At 50.8% G+C, this 17,595-nt stretch carries 16 protein-coding genes; 9 read left to right on the forward strand and 7 right to left on the reverse strand.

Annotation, left to right across the window (positions count from 1 at the left end):
• The first annotated feature begins 46 nt into the window (after positions 1-46).
• The 3 genes from CLV60_RS20935 (at position 47) to CLV60_RS20945 (ending at position 2,927) form a co-directional block, all read left to right on the forward strand.
• Entirely contained in the window at positions 47-1,147 is a 1,101-nt protein-coding gene (locus CLV60_RS20935) for an AEC family transporter (protein ID WP_106597330.1), read from the forward strand.
• Positions 1,148-1,158: 11 nt separating this feature from the next.
• A complete protein-coding gene (locus CLV60_RS20940) occupies positions 1,159-1,743 on the forward strand; it encodes a Hint domain-containing protein (protein WP_106597331.1) in 585 nt (194 codons plus the stop codon).
• Positions 1,744-1,868: 125 nt separating this feature from the next.
• Positions 1,869-2,927: an agmatine deiminase family protein gene (locus CLV60_RS20945; RefSeq protein WP_106597332.1), complete on the forward strand. Its 1,059-nt coding sequence runs from the start codon at positions 1,869-1,871 to the stop codon at positions 2,925-2,927.
• 51 nt (positions 2,928-2,978) lie between these two features.
• Here CLV60_RS20945 and CLV60_RS20950 read toward each other — a convergent pair whose 3' ends face one another.
• The 3 genes from CLV60_RS20950 to CLV60_RS20960 all read right to left on the reverse strand — a co-directional run bounded on the left by CLV60_RS20950 (position 2,979) and on the right by CLV60_RS20960 (position 5,107).
• On the reverse strand, positions 2,979-3,695 hold the full coding sequence (locus tag CLV60_RS20950; protein ID WP_106597451.1) for a hypothetical protein: 717 nt from the start codon (positions 3,693-3,695) through the stop codon (positions 2,979-2,981).
• A gap of 128 nt (positions 3,696-3,823) precedes the next feature.
• On the reverse strand, positions 3,824-4,243 hold the full coding sequence (locus CLV60_RS20955) for a hypothetical protein (RefSeq protein WP_106597333.1): 420 nt from the start codon (positions 4,241-4,243) through the stop codon (positions 3,824-3,826).
• Positions 4,244-4,300: 57 nt separating this feature from the next.
• The gene (locus CLV60_RS20960; RefSeq protein WP_106597334.1) at positions 4,301-5,107 is read right to left on the reverse strand and encodes a glycoside hydrolase family 25 protein; all 807 of its coding nucleotides are present in this window, start codon (positions 5,105-5,107) and stop codon (positions 4,301-4,303) included.
• 157 nt (positions 5,108-5,264) lie between these two features.
• Between CLV60_RS20960 and CLV60_RS20965 the strand changes: the two genes are divergently transcribed.
• Positions 5,265-5,645, forward strand: a complete 381-nt coding sequence (locus tag CLV60_RS20965) for a T9SS type A sorting domain-containing protein (protein ID WP_229211072.1) — start codon at positions 5,265-5,267, stop codon at positions 5,643-5,645.
• A 78-nt stretch (positions 5,646-5,723) separates the two neighbouring features.
• On the opposite strand, the gene leuS is transcribed toward CLV60_RS20965, so the two are convergent.
• On the reverse strand, positions 5,724-8,576 hold the full coding sequence (leuS, locus tag CLV60_RS20970; RefSeq protein ID WP_106597335.1) for a leucine--tRNA ligase: 2,853 nt from the start codon (positions 8,574-8,576) through the stop codon (positions 5,724-5,726).
• A gap of 250 nt (positions 8,577-8,826) precedes the next feature.
• Here leuS and CLV60_RS20975 point away from each other — a divergent pair, with 250 nt between their 5' ends.
• The 3 genes from CLV60_RS20975 (at position 8,827) to CLV60_RS20985 (ending at position 12,299) form a co-directional block, all read left to right on the forward strand.
• Positions 8,827-9,498: a porin family protein gene (locus CLV60_RS20975; protein ID WP_106597336.1), complete on the forward strand. Its 672-nt coding sequence runs from the start codon at positions 8,827-8,829 to the stop codon at positions 9,496-9,498.
• Positions 9,499-9,664: 166 nt separating this feature from the next.
• Positions 9,665-11,155: a helix-turn-helix domain-containing protein gene (locus CLV60_RS20980; protein ID WP_106597337.1), complete on the forward strand. Its 1,491-nt coding sequence runs from the start codon at positions 9,665-9,667 to the stop codon at positions 11,153-11,155.
• A gap of 190 nt (positions 11,156-11,345) precedes the next feature.
• Entirely contained in the window at positions 11,346-12,299 is a 954-nt protein-coding gene (locus CLV60_RS20985) for a sterol desaturase family protein (protein ID WP_106597338.1), read from the forward strand.
• 43 nt (positions 12,300-12,342) lie between these two features.
• Here CLV60_RS20985 and CLV60_RS20990 read toward each other — a convergent pair whose 3' ends face one another.
• Genes CLV60_RS20990 through CLV60_RS21000 form a run of 3 tightly spaced genes read right to left on the reverse strand, consistent with a single transcriptional unit; the run spans position 12,343 to position 14,699 of the window.
• A complete protein-coding gene (locus tag CLV60_RS20990; RefSeq protein ID WP_106597339.1) occupies positions 12,343-13,506 on the reverse strand; it encodes an acyl-CoA dehydrogenase family protein in 1,164 nt (387 codons plus the stop codon).
• A gap of 6 nt (positions 13,507-13,512) precedes the next feature.
• A complete protein-coding gene (locus CLV60_RS20995) occupies positions 13,513-13,725 on the reverse strand; it encodes a type II toxin-antitoxin system HicB family antitoxin (protein ID WP_106597340.1) in 213 nt (70 codons plus the stop codon).
• A 41-nt stretch (positions 13,726-13,766) separates the two neighbouring features.
• Positions 13,767-14,699 carry a sugar phosphate isomerase/epimerase family protein gene (locus tag CLV60_RS21000; RefSeq protein WP_106597341.1) on the reverse strand — a complete coding sequence of 311 codons (933 nt, stop codon included), beginning with the start codon at positions 14,697-14,699 and terminating at the stop codon, positions 13,767-13,769.
• A gap of 257 nt (positions 14,700-14,956) precedes the next feature.
• On the opposite strand from CLV60_RS21000, the gene CLV60_RS21005 reads away from it, so the two are divergent.
• Complete coding sequence (locus CLV60_RS21005) at positions 14,957-16,540, forward strand: NAD(P)/FAD-dependent oxidoreductase (RefSeq protein WP_106597342.1); 1,584 nt, start codon at positions 14,957-14,959, stop codon at positions 16,538-16,540.
• A gap of 311 nt (positions 16,541-16,851) precedes the next feature.
• Complete coding sequence (locus CLV60_RS21015; RefSeq protein WP_106597343.1) at positions 16,852-17,505, forward strand: NUDIX hydrolase; 654 nt, start codon at positions 16,852-16,854, stop codon at positions 17,503-17,505.
• Positions 17,506-17,595 lie beyond the last annotated feature (90 nt).

Below are 17,595 nucleotides of genomic sequence, written 5' to 3' on the forward strand. Positions count from 1 at the left end.
CTTTAATCTTCGATACGCTCCTATTACTATTTAAATATTCCTGACCATGAGTGACGCATTACAAAAAACCATCACGCTATTATTACTAATTGCTTTGGGATTGTTGCTCAAAAGCAAATTCAAGAACAAGGACCAAACCAACGGCATCAAGGAGATCATCCTCTCCGTAGCGCTACCCTCAACGATATTTATCTCTTTAATGAAAATCGACATCGATTCGTCGATGTTCGTGATTCCGCTCGTTACGCTGATCTTCAACTTCCTGATGTTCTTTTCCGCGCCGCTCGCATTCGCATTGTTTGGAATAGAAAAGAACAGCCCCACCGGCCGCACGCTGATGATGCTTATTCCTTCACTGGCACCGGGGTTGTCGTGCTTCCCGTTCATTGCCGAGTTTTTGGGTGAAAAGAGCCTCGCCATCGCCGCATTGGCCGATGTGGGTAACAAGTTCTTCGTGCTCATTTCGCTCTACATTCTCGCGATGAATATGTTCCTCAAAAACAGCGATGACAAGGAGACCAAAATGGGCGGCAAGCTGAAAAGTCTTTTCGCGAGCATGTTTCAGGAGCCGATTAACCTGCTCATTTTCATTGCCATCATCCTGCTTAGCCTGGGAATCAATTACAGCAAGCTGCCGCCGTTGGTCGTGGATATCTTTGACAAAACGAGCGCAATGATGACGCCGCTGGTACTACTCTTTATCGGCCTTGCCGTGCAACTAAAAGAGGGCAAGAAGCGTATCGTTGCGAGTATACTGTTCTTCCGCGCGGGTATTACGATGCTCATCAGCGCGGGGATGATCTACGTCCTGAACATTAACGACCAGAATATGGTGTTACTAGCGATCGTGATTCCGCTGAGCGCAGCCAGTTTCTGGCCGCTCGCCCACATTTCCGCATTCAACCTGCGGGAAGACGCGAAAGGCATGGCCAAGGAAAAAAGAACATTTGATCTGGAACTGGCTGTGTTGTTACTTGCATTTTCTTTACCATTCTCAACGATATTAATTTTAGCCATTTTGTCTTCCGGTTCATTCTTTGCACATACCTCTACGCTCATTACAGCCGGGCTGATCCTGATCTGCCTCGGTGCTGTACCGAATGTACTCAGTAAGGTATTTGTCAAAGTGTCGAAGGCATCCTCATAATCCAACACCGCATGAAATTTCTGACCACCAGTATTTTTTCACTCCTGTCACTCACCATTTTTGCCCAAACCGAAATAGCGGCCGTCAGCAGCATTCAATCGCAGGCGACGATCCGCATTTCGAAAAGTACCAAGCGGTGCAAATATTTCTCGGCTAATGCGCCGGTGACGATGGCCGACGGCAGCGTCAAATCCATCGCGGAGGTGCGCGTGGGTGAGCATGTGAAGACGTGCAAAGACGGCAAGACGGCGACTACACAAGTAAAGCAGATCGACGTTTTCAACCAGCCTACTTCGGCATTGACGGCGGTGTATCTGCGCCCGGCAGAGGAAAACACATCGGGGTCGCCGATCGTACCCGCATTGTTGCTCGAAGCCACTCCGCATCATTACGTGCAAACGAACCATGGAAGAAAACGCATGAAAAGGCTCTCGAAAAAAGATATCCTCTACCATTACGAACCCTCTACGGGCATTGTATCGTCGTGGAAAGTGGGCGCGGTACAGGAAAATGCGAGGCGTGTAAGCAAGGCCTATAACCTGGAAACGGTCGACGGTACTTACCTGGTCGACAATGTGATGGTCGCCAACAACTGATCTTATTATTTACTCAACAATCCGGTAAGGCCCCGCTCGCGGGGCTTTATTTTTTTGGTCTGCTTCAAAACCTTTTACGACCTTTGCACTTCATTTTTGAGCAGGACAAATACATTTAATATACTTTGGCAGCAAATACCGCTTCATCCACACCCCGCGAGCTGGGTTTTACTTTCCCGGCCGAATGGGCTCCTCACCGCGCCACCTGGCTTACTTTCCCGCACAACGACGCCTCATGGCAGGGCGACAAGCTGGCCAAAATGCGGCCGCAATACCTGGCATTCATCAAGGCGATCAGCGAAGGAGAAAATGTGGGGATTATTGCCAACGACGAAGCATTGAAGCAGTTCATCATCGGCGAACTCGTCAAAACGGGCGTTGATCTGTCTAAAATTGAATTCATCGTCAAACCGACCAACGACGCCTGGTGCCGCGACCACGGCCCCTCTTTTGTAATAAACCCCAAAACCGGCGAAAAACTGATCGTCGACTGGGGGCATAATGCCTGGGGCGGCAAATATCCGCCTTATGACGACGATAACCGCACACCTCGCGCGGTGGCCGAATACCTGAACCTCCCGGTTGTCAATCCCGGTATCATCATGGAAGGCGGTTCGGTGGAATTCAATGGTGCAGGCAGCCTGCTGACCAGCAAATCGTGCCTGCTGAATCCGAACCGCAATCCGCATTTAAACCAGGCGCAAATCGAGCAGCTGTTATGCGACTACTACGGCATCGAGCAGGTGCTTTGGGTGGAAGACGGCATCGTAGGCGACGACACCGACGGCCATATCGACGATACCACGCGATTTGTGAATGAAGATACCATCGTTGCCTGCGTCGAAACCGATCGCAACGACGAGAACTTCGCGGTGTTGAATACGAACCTGCAAATGCTGAAAGCAATGCGTTTGCTGAACGGAAAGCAGCCGAATATCATCGAACTGCCCATGCCGAAAGCCGTCATCATCGACGATTTCCGCACGCCCGGTTCCTATGCCAACTTCCTGATCTGCAACGCGGGCGTCATTGTGCCGGTATTTAATAACCCGCATGACCAGATTGCGATCGATATTCTCGAAAAAGCATTTAATGGCCGTAAAATCATTCCGCTTCTTGCTACGGAAATCATCTGGGGACAGGGCAGCTTCCACTGCCTGAGCCAGCAGGAGCCGCTGATCTAAAAATAAAAGGCCGGGAGCAGCATGGCGACGCTTCCCGGCTCTTGGGTTGCATTATGGCTTCTTTCGGGTAATCAAAACCTCTTCCAGCACATATTTTCTCGACATGGAAGCGCCATCGTCCCATCTGAAATGTACCGACGGGTTCGCTGGATTAGCATAGGCCAGGATATTGTCCAGCAGCACAGGCCGGTCTTCCACAGTGATATTCCCACCCGATTTCAATACGGTCAGATTGAATTTCCTGGCACTCAAATTGAGGCTCACGATAATGGTGTGCGAAACCCCGGCCGGGATATTGCCCAGAACCTGCTCCCCTCCCGTAAAATTGGTCATCATACTAAGTTGACCCGCGTCGGTCAGGAACAATCGCGTAATCATTGCCGCCGAACCGTCGGTAACGTCAATGAGCAGACGCTCGCCTGAGCCTGAATGCGTGGCCGTAAAAAAGAACCACATGGGTTGGGTAAAGTCCGTCGAGATTCCTTTGAAAGACAGAAACTGATTATGGGCCGTGAGTCCGGGCGTATTGATCTCGGTAAAAGTAAGCGCCTTCTGGCCAGCGGTAGCAGAGGCCGTCACCTTTATGCGAGGTTGGAGCTCGGTACTGTAAGTTATCTCGTCACCCGCCGGGTCCCCGGGGAGGTTTTTGGCCGGAAGCGAGCCAATTGTTTCACTTTCAAACTTCGATGTCAGAATGATTGTCGTCTTGCACGAGGCCAGTAACGTCGTAAGCAATAACGCATAGAGAAAAAGCCGGATGGTTTTCATAAGTGCTTTGAGTTTGGTGTTTACCAAAAGTAGCACCCTGGTTACCTGCATTTCAGCGTATTTATACCCGCCTGATTATCCGGCTTTTGCTACGCACCGAAGGCGCAAAAATCCCGTATCCGGCTGCATTACTGTCTGTCAAATTCATACCATGCAAGATGCGTGGCGTCATCACCCTGCAATGCCGTGCTCGTCATCGTCAGTTTCTTGGGAGCCGCCAGCAAAGTAACCTCCACCAGCCGGTGGTTTTTATCCGTGTATGTAAAATGAAGTCTTTTTTCATCCTTAACCTCAATTTCCGTCGCCGCATCCCGACTCAAAATCTCCGAACTATCACTTCTCACGACAACTTTCTGCATATCAAAATCCAGCAAATTAACAGAACGCCGCGTGATAACCCACGTATATTTGGATACAAAGCCATTGGGTGAGGCAATCGTAAATTTGTAGGTTCCAGTATAATTTTCGGAAGCGTCGCTCCGGACGGGATCGCGTTGGGCGCAGCCGGTAAAGAACAACACGGCGAGGATGAGGATAACGTTTTTCATAGCAGCAGTTCTGTTGAGGATGTAACTGATACTAATACGTAAGTAACTCAAATTAAATTATTCAGCATCCGCCAAATTTTCCCAATCGGCGCGCTCGTGGAGAAATACATTATAATCGACAAATCCGCGGATGCCGTCGACCCAGCCTTTTTCGCTGTGCTGCCAGAATAGTACGTGCGCGTCGGACGCGAGGTCGTTCAGGTGCGTGCGCGAGTAGCCCGCGAGCCAAAGGGGATATTCATCGAAGTTTCCGGCAATGTATTTTTTGTAATAATGCTCGTTGACGTAAATGATAGGCTTTACACCATAATGCGCCTCGATGAGCGTAAGCCAGTTGCGGACGCCTTTGATAATGATGTCGTCCGGCTTGCCGCCATTTACTTCCAGGTCGAGCACAGGCGGTAAATCGCCCGCTTCCATTCGCACCTGACCGATGAAATTATCGACCTGGCGGTCGGACATGACCCGCGGATTATAGAAATGGTAAGCACCGCGCTTCATCCCCACCCTTTCGGCTTCGGCCCAGTTCCGTTTGAACTGCCTGTCGAGGTGCGTAGCGCCTTCGGTGGCTTTGATGTACACGAAATCGATGCTTACATTTTCAGAGCGGGCGTTTTTGAGCTTATCCCAGTTGATCTTCGCATTGTGGTGCGACACGTCGATCCCATGGACCGCGTAACGAAGCGGCAGCTTGATGCCGAACTTGCTGATAAACTCCCATTGGTTTTCGTCTGTCCGGTCGTTCCACCAGATCAGCCCGCCAATCACTACCACAACGGCCCCGATAATGGCCCAACCCTTTGCCGGGAGGGGTTTCAGGTATTTTACATTACTTAACGAGGTGCGGGTCTTCTTTTTTGCCATACCGTGCAAAATTAAGAAAGATCGCTATTCCCGGCATATCGCCATTCATTTTCCATAATTACCACTCATGTACTATGTAATGCATAGTACCTTATATAGCCCATATATTTGAATCAACAAAACGGAATTATTAGCCATCATTTAAAAGAACATAGCCATGAAACCTTCAATTAAAGCAATCGCAATGACAATGGTAATCGCTGCTACCTTCGCATTCAATTCTTTCGCAGAGGATAAAGAAAGCAAAAAAGCAGCGGCATTCGGAACCGGTATTTTCGCTTCCAACAGCGGTAAGATCCACATCAACGTCGACAAATACACCGACAGCAAAGCCGTTGTATTGATCAGCAACCGCAGCGGCGCCACTTACTACCGCGAGATAATCGGCCGTGACACCGAAAAGTTCAGAAAAACCTTCAATGTAAACGAGTTACCTGCCGGTACTTACACCATTGAAGTTTCTGCCAACGGTCAGAAAACCGAAAAGAGCTTCGAAGTTTCCGAAATTCGCACCGAACGCCAGGTTTCCATCAAGTAACCAGCCCTATCCTGTAAACAAAATGGCCAGCTCCGACACCGGGCTGGCCATTTTGCATTTGTATTTTCAATCGGCAAATCAGATTACCACGTTTACGATGCGTTTTGGCACCACGACTACCTTCTTAGCAGGTTTACCTTCCATCCACTTCTGAACGGTCGCGTCCGCCAAAACCTCCTTCTCGATTTCGGCCGGCGGCGTATCCAGCGGGAACGTCAGCGAAGCGCGAACCTTGCCATTGATTTGTACGGGATATTCGAATACCGACTCCTGTACATATTTCGCTTCAAATACCGGGAATGCAGCTTTGGATACCATTCCCGCCTCGTTACCCAGCGCAGCCCACAACTCTTCCGAAATATGCGGCGCGTAAGGCGAAAGCAGAATCACCAGTTGTTCCAAAACCTCTTTGCTCTGGCATTTCTGGCTGCCGAGCTCGTTCACACACACCATAAATGCACTCACAGCCGTATTGAACGAGAAGTTCTCGATATCCTCACCGATCTTTTTGATCGTTTTATGCAAACTTTTCAACTCCTCGGGCTTCGCCGGAACATCTTTCACCTGCCACTGGCCGGTTTCGGTGTAAAACAAACGCCACAGCTTACGAATGAAGCGATAGGTACCGTCGATGCCGTTCGTATTCCAAGGTTTCGCCTGATCCAACGGCCCAAGGAACATTTCGTACAAGCGCAGGGTATCTGCCCCGTAGCGCTCCACGATATCGTCCGGGTTCACGACGTTGAATTTCGATTTCGACATTTTCTCCACTTCCACACCACAAATGTATTTGCCGTCTTCCAGAATGAATGTCGCCTGCTCACCCGCAATGTCCGGACGTGTAGCCTTGAACTTCTCGACGTCCAGGACATCGTTTTCAACGATATTCACATCCACGTGCAATGCGGACACCTCATGTTGTGATTTCAAGCCTGCGCTTACAAATACCGGCTTGCTGAAATCCTCGCTCTTCACCCGGTACACAAAATTGCTGCGTCCCTGGATCATACCCTGGTTGATCAGCTTCTTGAAAGGCTCCTCTTCCTGCACAAAGCCGCGATCTTTCATGAATTTGTTCCAGAAACGGCTGTATAACAAGTGGCCCGTAGCGTGCTCCGTTCCACCGATGTACAAATCCACGTCTTTCCAGTAGCCGATCGCTTCTTTCGACGCGAATTCGTTTTCGTTTTTAGGGTCCATGTAGCGGTACCAGTACCAGCTGCTTCCCGCCCAGCCCGGCATGGTGCTCAGCTCGTAACCATTGCCGGAGCCATGGTTCCAATCCTGTGCACGGCCCAGCGGTGGTTCACCGTTTTCTGTCGGCAGGTATTTGTCAACCTCCGGCAGGTTCAACGGCAGCTCATTCAAGTCGAGCAGGTACGGTACCGGCTGGCCTTCGCTGTCATTTTGGTAATAAACAGGCACCGGCTCGCCCCAGTAACGCTGGCGGCTGAACACCGCGTCGCGCAGGCGGTAGTTGATTTTACCTTTACCTAAACCCTTTTCTTCCAGCCAGTTGATCAGCTTATCGGTAGCTTCTTTATAAGTCAGGCCATCGATAATGCCTGAATTGATATATTTTCCTTCCTTGGTCGCGTCGGCTTGGGTTTCAACATCCTTTTGCGCGTCCAAAATAGGGATAATGGGCAAATTGAAATGCTTGGCGAAGTTCCAGTCGCGCTGGTCGCCGGATGGTACGGCCATTACCGCACCGGTTCCGTAACCTGCCAGTACATAATCCGCAATGTAAACCGGCACCTTCTCGCCGCTGAACGGGTTGAGCACGTACGCACCCGTGAATGCGCCCGAAACGGTTTTCACATCCGACATCCGGTCACGCTCCGATTTCTTCTGCGTCATCGCAATGTACGCGTCTATTTCCGCGCGCTGCTCCGGCGTTGTAATCACATCTACCAGCTCATGCTCCGGCGCGATCACCATAAATGTTACGCCGTAGATCGTGTCTACGCGGGTTGTAAAAACTTCTATTTGGGGAGAAGAGGAGGAAGGAGTATCCCCTTGTCCCTTTCCTCCATCCTCCCTTTCCTCCCAAACTTGAAATTTGACCAAAGCTCCAACCGAACGCCCAATCCAGTTGCGCTGCTGCTCTTTCAAGGACTCGGTCCAGTCAACCGTATCCAGTCCATCAATCAAGCGCTGTGCGTAGGCGGTAATGCGCATCATCCACTGGCGCATCAGTTTCTGGATTACGGGGAACCCGCCGCGCTCCGAAACGCCGTCCTTCACCTCGTCGTTCGACAATACCGAACCTAATCCCGGGCACCAGTTCACAGTGGCGTCCGCTACGTAGGTCAGGCGGTATTTCAATGTCATCTTATATTGTACCTCTTCCGACCATGCATTCCACTCTTCCGCCGTGAATGCGGGAGTGTCTTCGTCGGCAGGTGCATTTACTTTGGCATTACCTTCCTGCGCAAACTTCGCGGTCAGCGTTTCGATGGGCTCAGCCTTGTCGGTATCGTTGTTGTACCAGCTATTGAACAATTCGGAGAAGATCCACTGCGTCCATTTGTAATAGCCCGGGTCCGAAGTCCGCACTTCGCGGTTCCAGTCGTAGCTCAATCCCAGGTTTTTCAGCTGCTCGATGTAGCGGGTAATATTCTGCTCCGCCGTAATCGCCGGGTGCTGGCCGGTCTGGATCGCATATTGCTCGGCAGGCAAGCCGAAGCTATCGAAGCCCATCGGGTGCAGCACGTTGAAGCCTTTCAGCCTTTTATAGCGGGAATAGATGTCCGAGGCAATGTACCCCAGCGGGTGGCCCACATGCAGGCCCGCTCCCGAAGGATAGGGAAACATGTCCAACACATAATACTTCGGCAAGTCCGACGCGTTCGACACACTGAATGTGCCGTTCTGCTGCCAGTAGTCCTGCCATTTTTTTTCTATCTCCCGATGACTGTACTCACTCATATCCTGTTAGTTGTTATGCTTTCCCTGGGGAAGAGGTGTGTATATCCGCCCAAAATACTGATTTTCAGAAGGTAAAGCTTTTGTTTGTTTTCTATTTCCTCAAATAAACCGCAAAAATAGCGTTTTTTCACCGGATTTGATTGACCGGAATATTATTAGGACGCGGGCAAAGGAGGTAACCCTAACAATCCGGCATGGGATTTTACCGTTATGCAGCAGTTATTAAAACTTACCCCAATTTTCAGACGCTATGAGAAACGTGACGATTGCACTGTTTGCATTATTGATCAGCTACTCCGCCTCCGCTCAGTATGACCCCAATTTTCGCTTCGGTATCAAGGCGGGAGCCAATTTATCGAACATCAACGGCAGCAACGACCTTACCCTCGCACCGGGTGGCAATGCATTCAACTTCAAGGACAATTCGAACCGCTCGCTGGGATTCGCCGGCGGGGTTTTCCTCCGTTTTGGAAAAACATTCTACATACAACCTGAGTTACTCTTGTCCCAGAAAGGGGGCAAATTCAACGTTTACAAGGACGGCCTGACCAACTCGCAGGGAAAAGTCGATGTACGGTTCAGCAATTTTGACGTGCCGGTCCTGTTTGGTTTCCGTGTCGCGAAATTTTTCAGGGTCAATGTAGGGCCGATGGCATCGCTCCGCTTGTCGGGCAACGGCAAGCTTGGCGATTCTTTTGACGACTTCACCGGCGATAATTCGGATGTGACTTTCAAAAACCGGTTAGCATATGGCTACCAGGCGGGTGTAGGCTTCGATTTCGGGCGCATGAGCCTGGATGTGCGTTACGAAGGCAACTTCACGGAGATCGTGAAAGTGAATTTCAACAATGCAACCACCGCTTCTCAGTTTGGCAAAAAAGGTAACCTTTTCCAGGCGACGCTCGGTTTCGCCATTTTTTAAAAGTTGAGATAATTAATGCAAAACCACGAAACGGAATCTGTGTAAACGGTTCCGTTTTTTTTATTCTCCATGAATGCCGAATGCGGGGCTATTTCTACTTTTGTGTTTCATTCGTTAAATTGCCTGTAAGCGAAATCGCACAAAATCAGGCCCATATATCAGCACAGTGGCTATTAATCAAGATAATGTAAGACTGGTTTTCGGACTCAAACTCAAACAGCTCCGGCTCGACAAGGGAATGTCGCTTAGCGAACTTTCCCAGAAATCGGGGTTGTCTATTTCCTATATCAATGAAATTGAAAAAGGGAAAAAGTATCCGAAATCCGACAAGATTCTTGCATTAGCAAGCGCCATTGAAGTCGATTACGACACGCTGGTTTCATTAAAACTGAGCAAACGGCTGGAACCGATTTCCGACCTGCTCAGCTCGAATATCCTCACGGAGCTTCCCCTCGAACTGTTCGGCATCGATCCCGCCAACCTGCTTGAAATCCTTTCCGATGCGCCTACCAAGATCAGCGCATTCGTGGGAACGCTCATCGAAATCGCCCGGAATTACAATATGTCGATCGAGAAGTTTTATTTCTCGGCATTGCGCACTTACCAGGAGATGCACGACAATTATTTCGAGGATATTGAACTCGAAGCCGAACGCTTTCTGGCGGATCATAATGTAGCAGCGGCAAGCCTGCTCGACGAACAGCAGCTCGAAACGATCCTGAAAGACCAATATGCCTACACAATCGAGCCCATTAATGAGCGTAGCAATCCCGAATTTGCGACAGTGCGGTCGCTTACAATCACCAACGCTGCCGGTACGCGCCTGCTGATCAACGCGCATTTATCCTCCGTACAGCGGGCGTTTATCTACGGGCGGGAAATCGGGTATTTGTATCTCAACCTGAAAAACAGGCTGCATACCACGGCGCTGGTGGAAGCGGAGTCGTTCGAACAGCTTTTGAACAACTTCAAGGCTTCCTATTTCGGCAGCGCCATTATCATCAAAAGAAGCCTGCTGGTACCCGCCATAGCCGATTTTTTTGCACAAAAAACCTGGCAGCCCGAGAAGCTGATCCAGCTCATCCACGATTTCAATACCACGCCGGAGTCGTTCTGTTACCGGCTCAGCAATATCCTGCCGCGCTATTTCGGCATTAACCAGATCTTCTTTTCGCGTTTCAACAACTTCGTCGGGCAGAATCTGTTCCATATGACGAAGGAAATGCATATTTCGAGAAAGCATTACCCGCATACCGTTCGCGACGAGCATTACTGCCGCCGCTGGGTGGCGCTCACCATCCTGAACGATCTGGGAGACATTATTCAGGCGAAGCAACCGCCCCGTATTTTGTGCAAAGCGCAAAAGTCGACCTACATCGATACGCAGGACCAATATCTCGTGGTGAGTTTTGCACAACCGATGTCGCCCACGCCCAACCTGAACGTGAGCGTGTCCATGGGCATTTACCTCGACGAGCAGACGCGGGAAAAACTGGCGTTCCTGGACGACCCTTCCCTGGCCGCCAGAGAAGTAAACCAGACCTGCGAGCGCTGTTCGCTGTTCGACTGCCGGGAGCGCATTGCGGCACCGGTAATCCTGCAAAAACGGCACAAAAATGAGGAACTCCGGAAAGCGCTGAAACGGATGATTAACTGATCATTTCCGGTTACTTAGTATATTTAAAACGTAAACCCGGGAAATTTTGAACCTTCAATGGGGGTTTCCTGTCAAATAAATGTCTGATAAGTACCCTGTCGGTTGCTATTAAAAAAATCTTAGAAATAGGCAGGCGGAAACTTACAGTTCTCTTCTCAACTATCTTTGTTTATTATTTGAAGAAATTGCTATGCCCGGCACTTATGATTTTGAGGATCTCATTCTAAAACTGTCGACCCCGTTTTATATATGTCTGATCGGTCTTGAGATCTTTTTAACACACAAAACACCCCACGAGGAATTGGCCAAACGTCCGGCCTATTCTCTGAAAGATACTTTAATGAACGCGGTGCTGATGCTGCTCAACGGAGGCATTGATTTACTGTTTCGCGCGGCTTATGTGAGCGTGCTGATCTGGTTTTACAATTTCTCCTTCGTTGAACCGATCGCTAACCCTTACTGGTACTGGCTCGCGTTGTTCCTCGCCGAAGATCTGGCATTCTACACACTGCACTACGTCGATCACCATTGCCGGTTGTTCTGGGCGGTGCATGTGACGCACCATTCGTCGGAGCATTTCAATCTTACTACCGGCTTCCGGTCCTCGGTATTCCAGCCGCTCTACCGGTTCATTTACTTTATTCCGCTCGCATTGGTGGGATTCAATCCGGCGGATATCATCGTCATGTACTCCATCACGCAGATTTACGGCATTATCGTCCACACCGAATACGTCGGCAAGCTGGGTTGGCTGGAATACATTTTCGTTACTCCCTCGCACCACCGCGTGCACCACGCGAGCAATGTTCAGTACCTGGATAAAAACATGGGCATGTGCCTGATCGTCTGGGACCGCCTCTTCGGTACTTTCCAGGAAGAATTGCCTACCGAGCCACCGCGCTACGGCCTCACCAAATCCATGGAACAGCACGGCCTCGGCCAAACCGTTTTCCACGAATGGAAGGCCATCGGTGCCGATTTCTCGCAACCGGTTGATTTTAAAACGAAACTGAAATACCTGTTCAAAGCACCAGGATGGTCGCCCGACGGCTCGCGGGAAACGAGCAAGGATTTGCAGCGGAAGCTGGCGGCGCGAGTGACCGCCGACCGCAAACAACCTATCGATCGTGAGTATATAAGTTAGCAGATTTTAAAATCGGCGGTCGGCCGTCAGTCGTCGGCGGTCATTACTTAAACGCCTGCACCCCCGTAATCTCCGCCCCCAAAATCAGCAGGTGAATATCATGTGTCCCCTCGTAAGTAATCACCGATTCGAGGTTCATCATGTGCCGCATAATGGGGTATTCGCCGGTAATACCCATGGCGCCGAGGATCTGGCGGGCTTCGCGGGCGATGTTCAGCGCCATCGCTACATTGTTTCTTTTCGCCATGGAAATCTGCACGGTAGTGGCTTTGCCAGCGTCCATCAGTTGGCCTAACCGCCAGGCGAGCAGCTGTGCTTTCGTGATCTCCGTCAGCATTTCGGCCAGTTTTTTCTGCGTGAGTTGGAATGCACCTATTGGTTTATCAAACTGAATGCGCTCGGCCGCGTACTTCACGGCGGTTTCGTAGCAATCGATCGCCGCACCCACAGCTCCCCAAGCGATTCCGTACCTGGCTTTATCAAGGCATTGCAATGGCGCTTTTAGCCCCTCGGCACCCGGGAGAATATGTGTTTCAGGAATAAATACGTGATCGAAAACCAGCTCGCCCGTCGCACTTGCACGCAGCGACCATTTGTTGTGAATTTCCGGGGTTGAAAAGCCTTCCATTCCCCGCTCCACAATGATGCCCTGCACCCTACCCGCTTCATTTCGCGCCCATACGATACCCATATGCGCAAAAGGGGCGTTAGAAATCCACATTTTGGATCCGTTGAGAACATATCCCCCATCGGTTTTGGTGAGATTCGTTTTCATCCCGCCGGGATTGGAGCCATGGTCCGGCTCGGTAAGTCCGAAACAACCCAGCCACTCGCCAGTCGTCAGCTTGGGCAGGTATTTGCGCTTCTGCTCCTCCGAACCAAATGCATAAATCGGCCACATTACCAGCGAGCTCTGCACGGAAATCGTGGACCGCATACCTGAATCACCCTTTTCAATCTCCTGGCACATCAGCCCATAGCTGGTATAATCGAGCCCTCCGCCGCCATATTCAATAGGAATCGTCGGCCCGAAAACACCCAGTTCGCCGAATTTTGGGATTAAGTGCAGGGGAAACTCGGCCTTTTGCGCACAGTCTTCGATAATGGGTTTGATTTCCCTGTCCGAAAAGTCGCGCACCGCCTGTTGAATGAGACGTTGCTCTTCGGTCAAAAGGCTGGAAATATTATAAAAATCAGTGTAGTTCATTGCAAATCAGGCATACATCAGTTTGCCTTTGGCTTTTGGGATTTCTCTACCAAGCTCCTTTGCCGTGGCAATCCATTCGTCGATGACTTTTTGAGCGTTCGCCAATGCTTCGCTTTGAGTAGCGCCATCAGCCATGCATCCCGGCAGCTCCGGAACTTCCACAATAAAAGATTGATCTTCTTCGCTCCAATATATGATCAACTGGTGATTACTTGGCATATCCAAAGGCTGTTTACAATTTCACAATTAATCCTAGACCATCAAAATAAATTACCACCAAACACCTTCTTCACATAAACCAAATCCTCTTTATGCGCCTGAACGCCATCCATGGTCTTCGGCGATGTTTTTTCGAGGCATTGCTCCAAAACCAGATGCGGCTTCACGCCCAGGCCATCCAGCGCATGAGCCAGCCTCGGGTAATCGATATCCCCTTCCGTGAACGTTTCCTGCCAGATACCGCCTTTCGACTGCCGCAAATGCAGCTCGGCAATGCGCTTTCCGTACAATTTCACTATATCAAACAAGGCAACCTGCGAATTGCCCGAACCGCGGTAAACCCAATGCACATCCAGGCAGAGCGACACGTTTTTCGGGTCGGTGGCGAGCAGCATGTGATGGAACTCCCGTGCTGCCGCGCGCAACTCCACGTCGTGCGTGTGGTATGCGAGAGTCATACCCCGCTTTCTAAGCTCCGCCCCAAGTTCATCAAGGTTTTGAGCCTGCCGGGTCAGCTGTTCATCGGATTTATTTTTGTCGCTTCCCCATTGAATAGGGCTGGGATTTGTCACAATGATTTTAGTATTGGCTGCTTTGAGTGCATCGGCAATGGATAACACCGATTCAATGGATTTGGCACCTTCGGACGCCTCGTGCAATGCCGTATTGACGTACACGGACGGCATTGCCAGCCGGTACTTTTGGAGTACCGGAAGTAGTTTCAACACTTCATCGGCATTATTGAACGCAGGTTCATAAGCCTTCAACCCCGTGGACGCAAACTCCGCGAGTGAGGCATCCGGATCCTTGCCCCAGTCTTTGCCCTCGCGAGCGTAAAAGGTAATCCACGAGTATTGGTTGCAAGACAATGGCAACGCAGCAGCATGCTGTTCGGCACGGGCGGCTTCCGAAAGCACTGCGGCTCCGGCCGAAACAGCCAGGGTGTTCAGGAATTGGCGGCGGTTTTGCGACATGGAATATCGATTTGAAAGTATGCTTAATGTTCGTTACTATGGAAAAGGAATTTGGTAGGGTTTGCTACCCGGAGTGCTGTTCGGCGTTGGCGGAGATAGGCAGGAGTGGTCGGAGGTAGTCGTTGATTGTCAGGAATAGTCAGGAGTGGTCAGGAGTGGTCAGGTTTAGTCAGGTTTAGTCAGGTGTGGTCAGGAGTTGTTGGGGGCGAAAGTATGGTTATCTTTGCGGCATTGAAGGATAAATCCCTTTCCAGAATATGCAACATACGCTCCAATTGACCCTGGCGCCCGAGATCGCGCTGGACGATGACAATTTCCGCCGCTTTGTTATCCAGAAACTGCGCCTGCGCGAAAGCGATAACCCATTCATCCGCAAAACACGCCAATCGATAGATGCACGCAGCCGGCAGGTAAAAATCAATGTGCAGGCAGAAGTGTACGTCGGAGAAGCACCGCCCGCATTGGCAGGCACACGCATTACATACCCGGATGTGAGCAAGCGCCCGCAGGCGTTGATCGTCGGTTGCGGGCCCGCCGGAATGTTTGCCGCATTGCGGCTGATCGAGCTCGGTATCAAGCCGGTTTTGTTTGAAAGAGGTAAAGACGTGCGTACGAGACGGCGCGATCTGGCGGCCATCAATAAAGACCACCACGTCAACCCGGAGTCCAATTATTGCTTCGGCGAAGGCGGCGCCGGGACGTACTCGGACGGTAAATTATACACCCGCTCCAACAAGCGGGGCGACATCCGCCGGGTACTCGAAATATTCGTCGCGCACAGCGCCAGCGAGCAAATCCTCATCGACACCCACCCGCATATTGGGACCAACAAACTGCCGGTAGTAGTCGCAGAAATGCGCGAGAGCATCCTTAAAGCCGGTGGTGAAATCCATTTTGATACCAAAGTCACGGATCTGATCGTCCGCGACGGCCGCATGACCGGAGTAATCACCAACGACAAGGACGAGCACACCGGAATCGGCGTCATACTTGCGACAGGCCATTCTGCGAGGGATATTTATGAGCTGCTTCATGCTAAAAACATCCTGATCGAAAGCAAATCCTTCGCGATGGGTGTTCGGATCGAGCATCCGCAGAATACCATTGATAAAATACAATATCACTGCGAGGTGGATCGCGGCCCTTATTTGCCTGCTGCTTCTTACAGTCTGGTAACTCAAACGCGCTACAAAGGCATTCAGCGCGGCGTTTTCTCGTTCTGTATGTGCCCCGGCGGCTTTATCGTGCCGGCGGCCACGGCTGCGGGTGAAGTGGTCGTCAACGGCATGTCGCCTTCGCGCCGGGATTCGCCGTATGCCAATTCAGGCATGGTCGTAACCATCGAAGACGCTGACCTGGCGCCTTACAAAGACTTCGGCCCGATGGCAGGCCTGCAATTGCAACGTGAACTGGAACAGGCCGCTTGCAAACTGGCAGGAGCCACCCAAACAGCACCGGCCCAGCTCGCGGTTGATTTTGTGAAAGGCCGCACTTCCGGTCATTTGCGGGATACGTCCTACCAGCCGGGTTTGCAATCCGTCGACCTGTACGACGTCCTTCCCGGACACATTGCATTCCCGTTACGCGATGCATTGTCGGATTTTGGCCGCAAAATGCGCGGTTACCTCTCCGGCGACGCCCAACTGATCGGCGTTGAGAGCCGCACCTCCTCGCCTATACGTATCCCTCGCGAGCGCGAGACCTGCGAGCACCCTGAAATCAAAGGTTTGTTCCCCTGCGGCGAAGGCGCCGGTTATGCGGGAGGTATTATGTCGGCTGCCATGGACGGCGAAAGATGCGCAGAGCAACTGGCGAAGTTGTACGCCGCCACGCTGGCTTAGGTGGTTTACAATCGATGTAAGTAATTGTTATATTTGTAAACATCGATTGTAAACACTTGTCACACACTACTATGCCTGAAATCTTCCGAATGTTCGGGATGAAGTTCTTCTTTTATAGTCTGGAACATTACCTATCCACATTCATGTCAGAAATGCTGATGGTACCGCAAAGTTTGATTAAACCCGGTCAGATCTGAGCCTCGAAAGCCTTTTCGACTTCAAAAGAGAGCTCAACTACGCAAAGATTTAGGTTTCGTACATTAACTTAGGCGTAATGTTCTGCCACCTAACTCTTCAACAACCTAGCCAACATGGCCGCACTGGAATCATTTTCCGCTTTTACTGAACAACTCGCACATAAACTGAAATTCCCGCTCCCCGGCGAGACGGCCCACCGGGTAATGCAGGCCTCTTCCCGGCTTCGCCTCACTTTCAAACCCAATCACCGCACGCGCCGGAGTGCCGTGCTGATCCTTTTTTACCCCTACCAGGAGGAAATTTACTTCCCGCTGATCCTCCGGCCCGCTTACGACGGCGTCCACAGCGGACAAGTGGCATTTCCGGGTGGGCGATACGAGCTGAGCGATGAAAACCTGATCCGCACCGCTTTACGCGAGGCACAAGAGGAAATCGGGTTGCGGTTGACGGACGTCCGAATCCTGGGTGCTTTGACCGAACTTTTCATTCCAGCCAGCAATTTCCATGTGCTCCCCGTGGTGGCTGCAATGCCCTATCGACCCGGGTTCTATCCCGACCCACGTGAGGTGGAAGATATTTTCGAGATCAAACTCGAAGAGATTTCTGATGTTAATATTATCGGATCAAGTGACATCCAAGTACGTGGGGAACAGGTACATGCACCGCATTACATGGTGCAGGGCTATAAAATATGGGGGGCTACGGCCATGATGATCAGCGAGCTGCTGGCCGTGCTGAATGCGCCGGATCCCGAACCTGAAAACTAAGTTTTATCGCTTATTTTGCTATATTAGCAGTTAATTCAACCTGATCTTCCGGTAAACTTCACCCTGTTTCTTTCTTTTTGAATGAGCCAG

It is taken from the genome of Dyadobacter jiangsuensis, assembly GCF_003014695.1.
GTDB classification, from domain to species: Bacteria; Bacteroidota; Bacteroidia; order Cytophagales; family Spirosomataceae; genus Dyadobacter; species Dyadobacter jiangsuensis.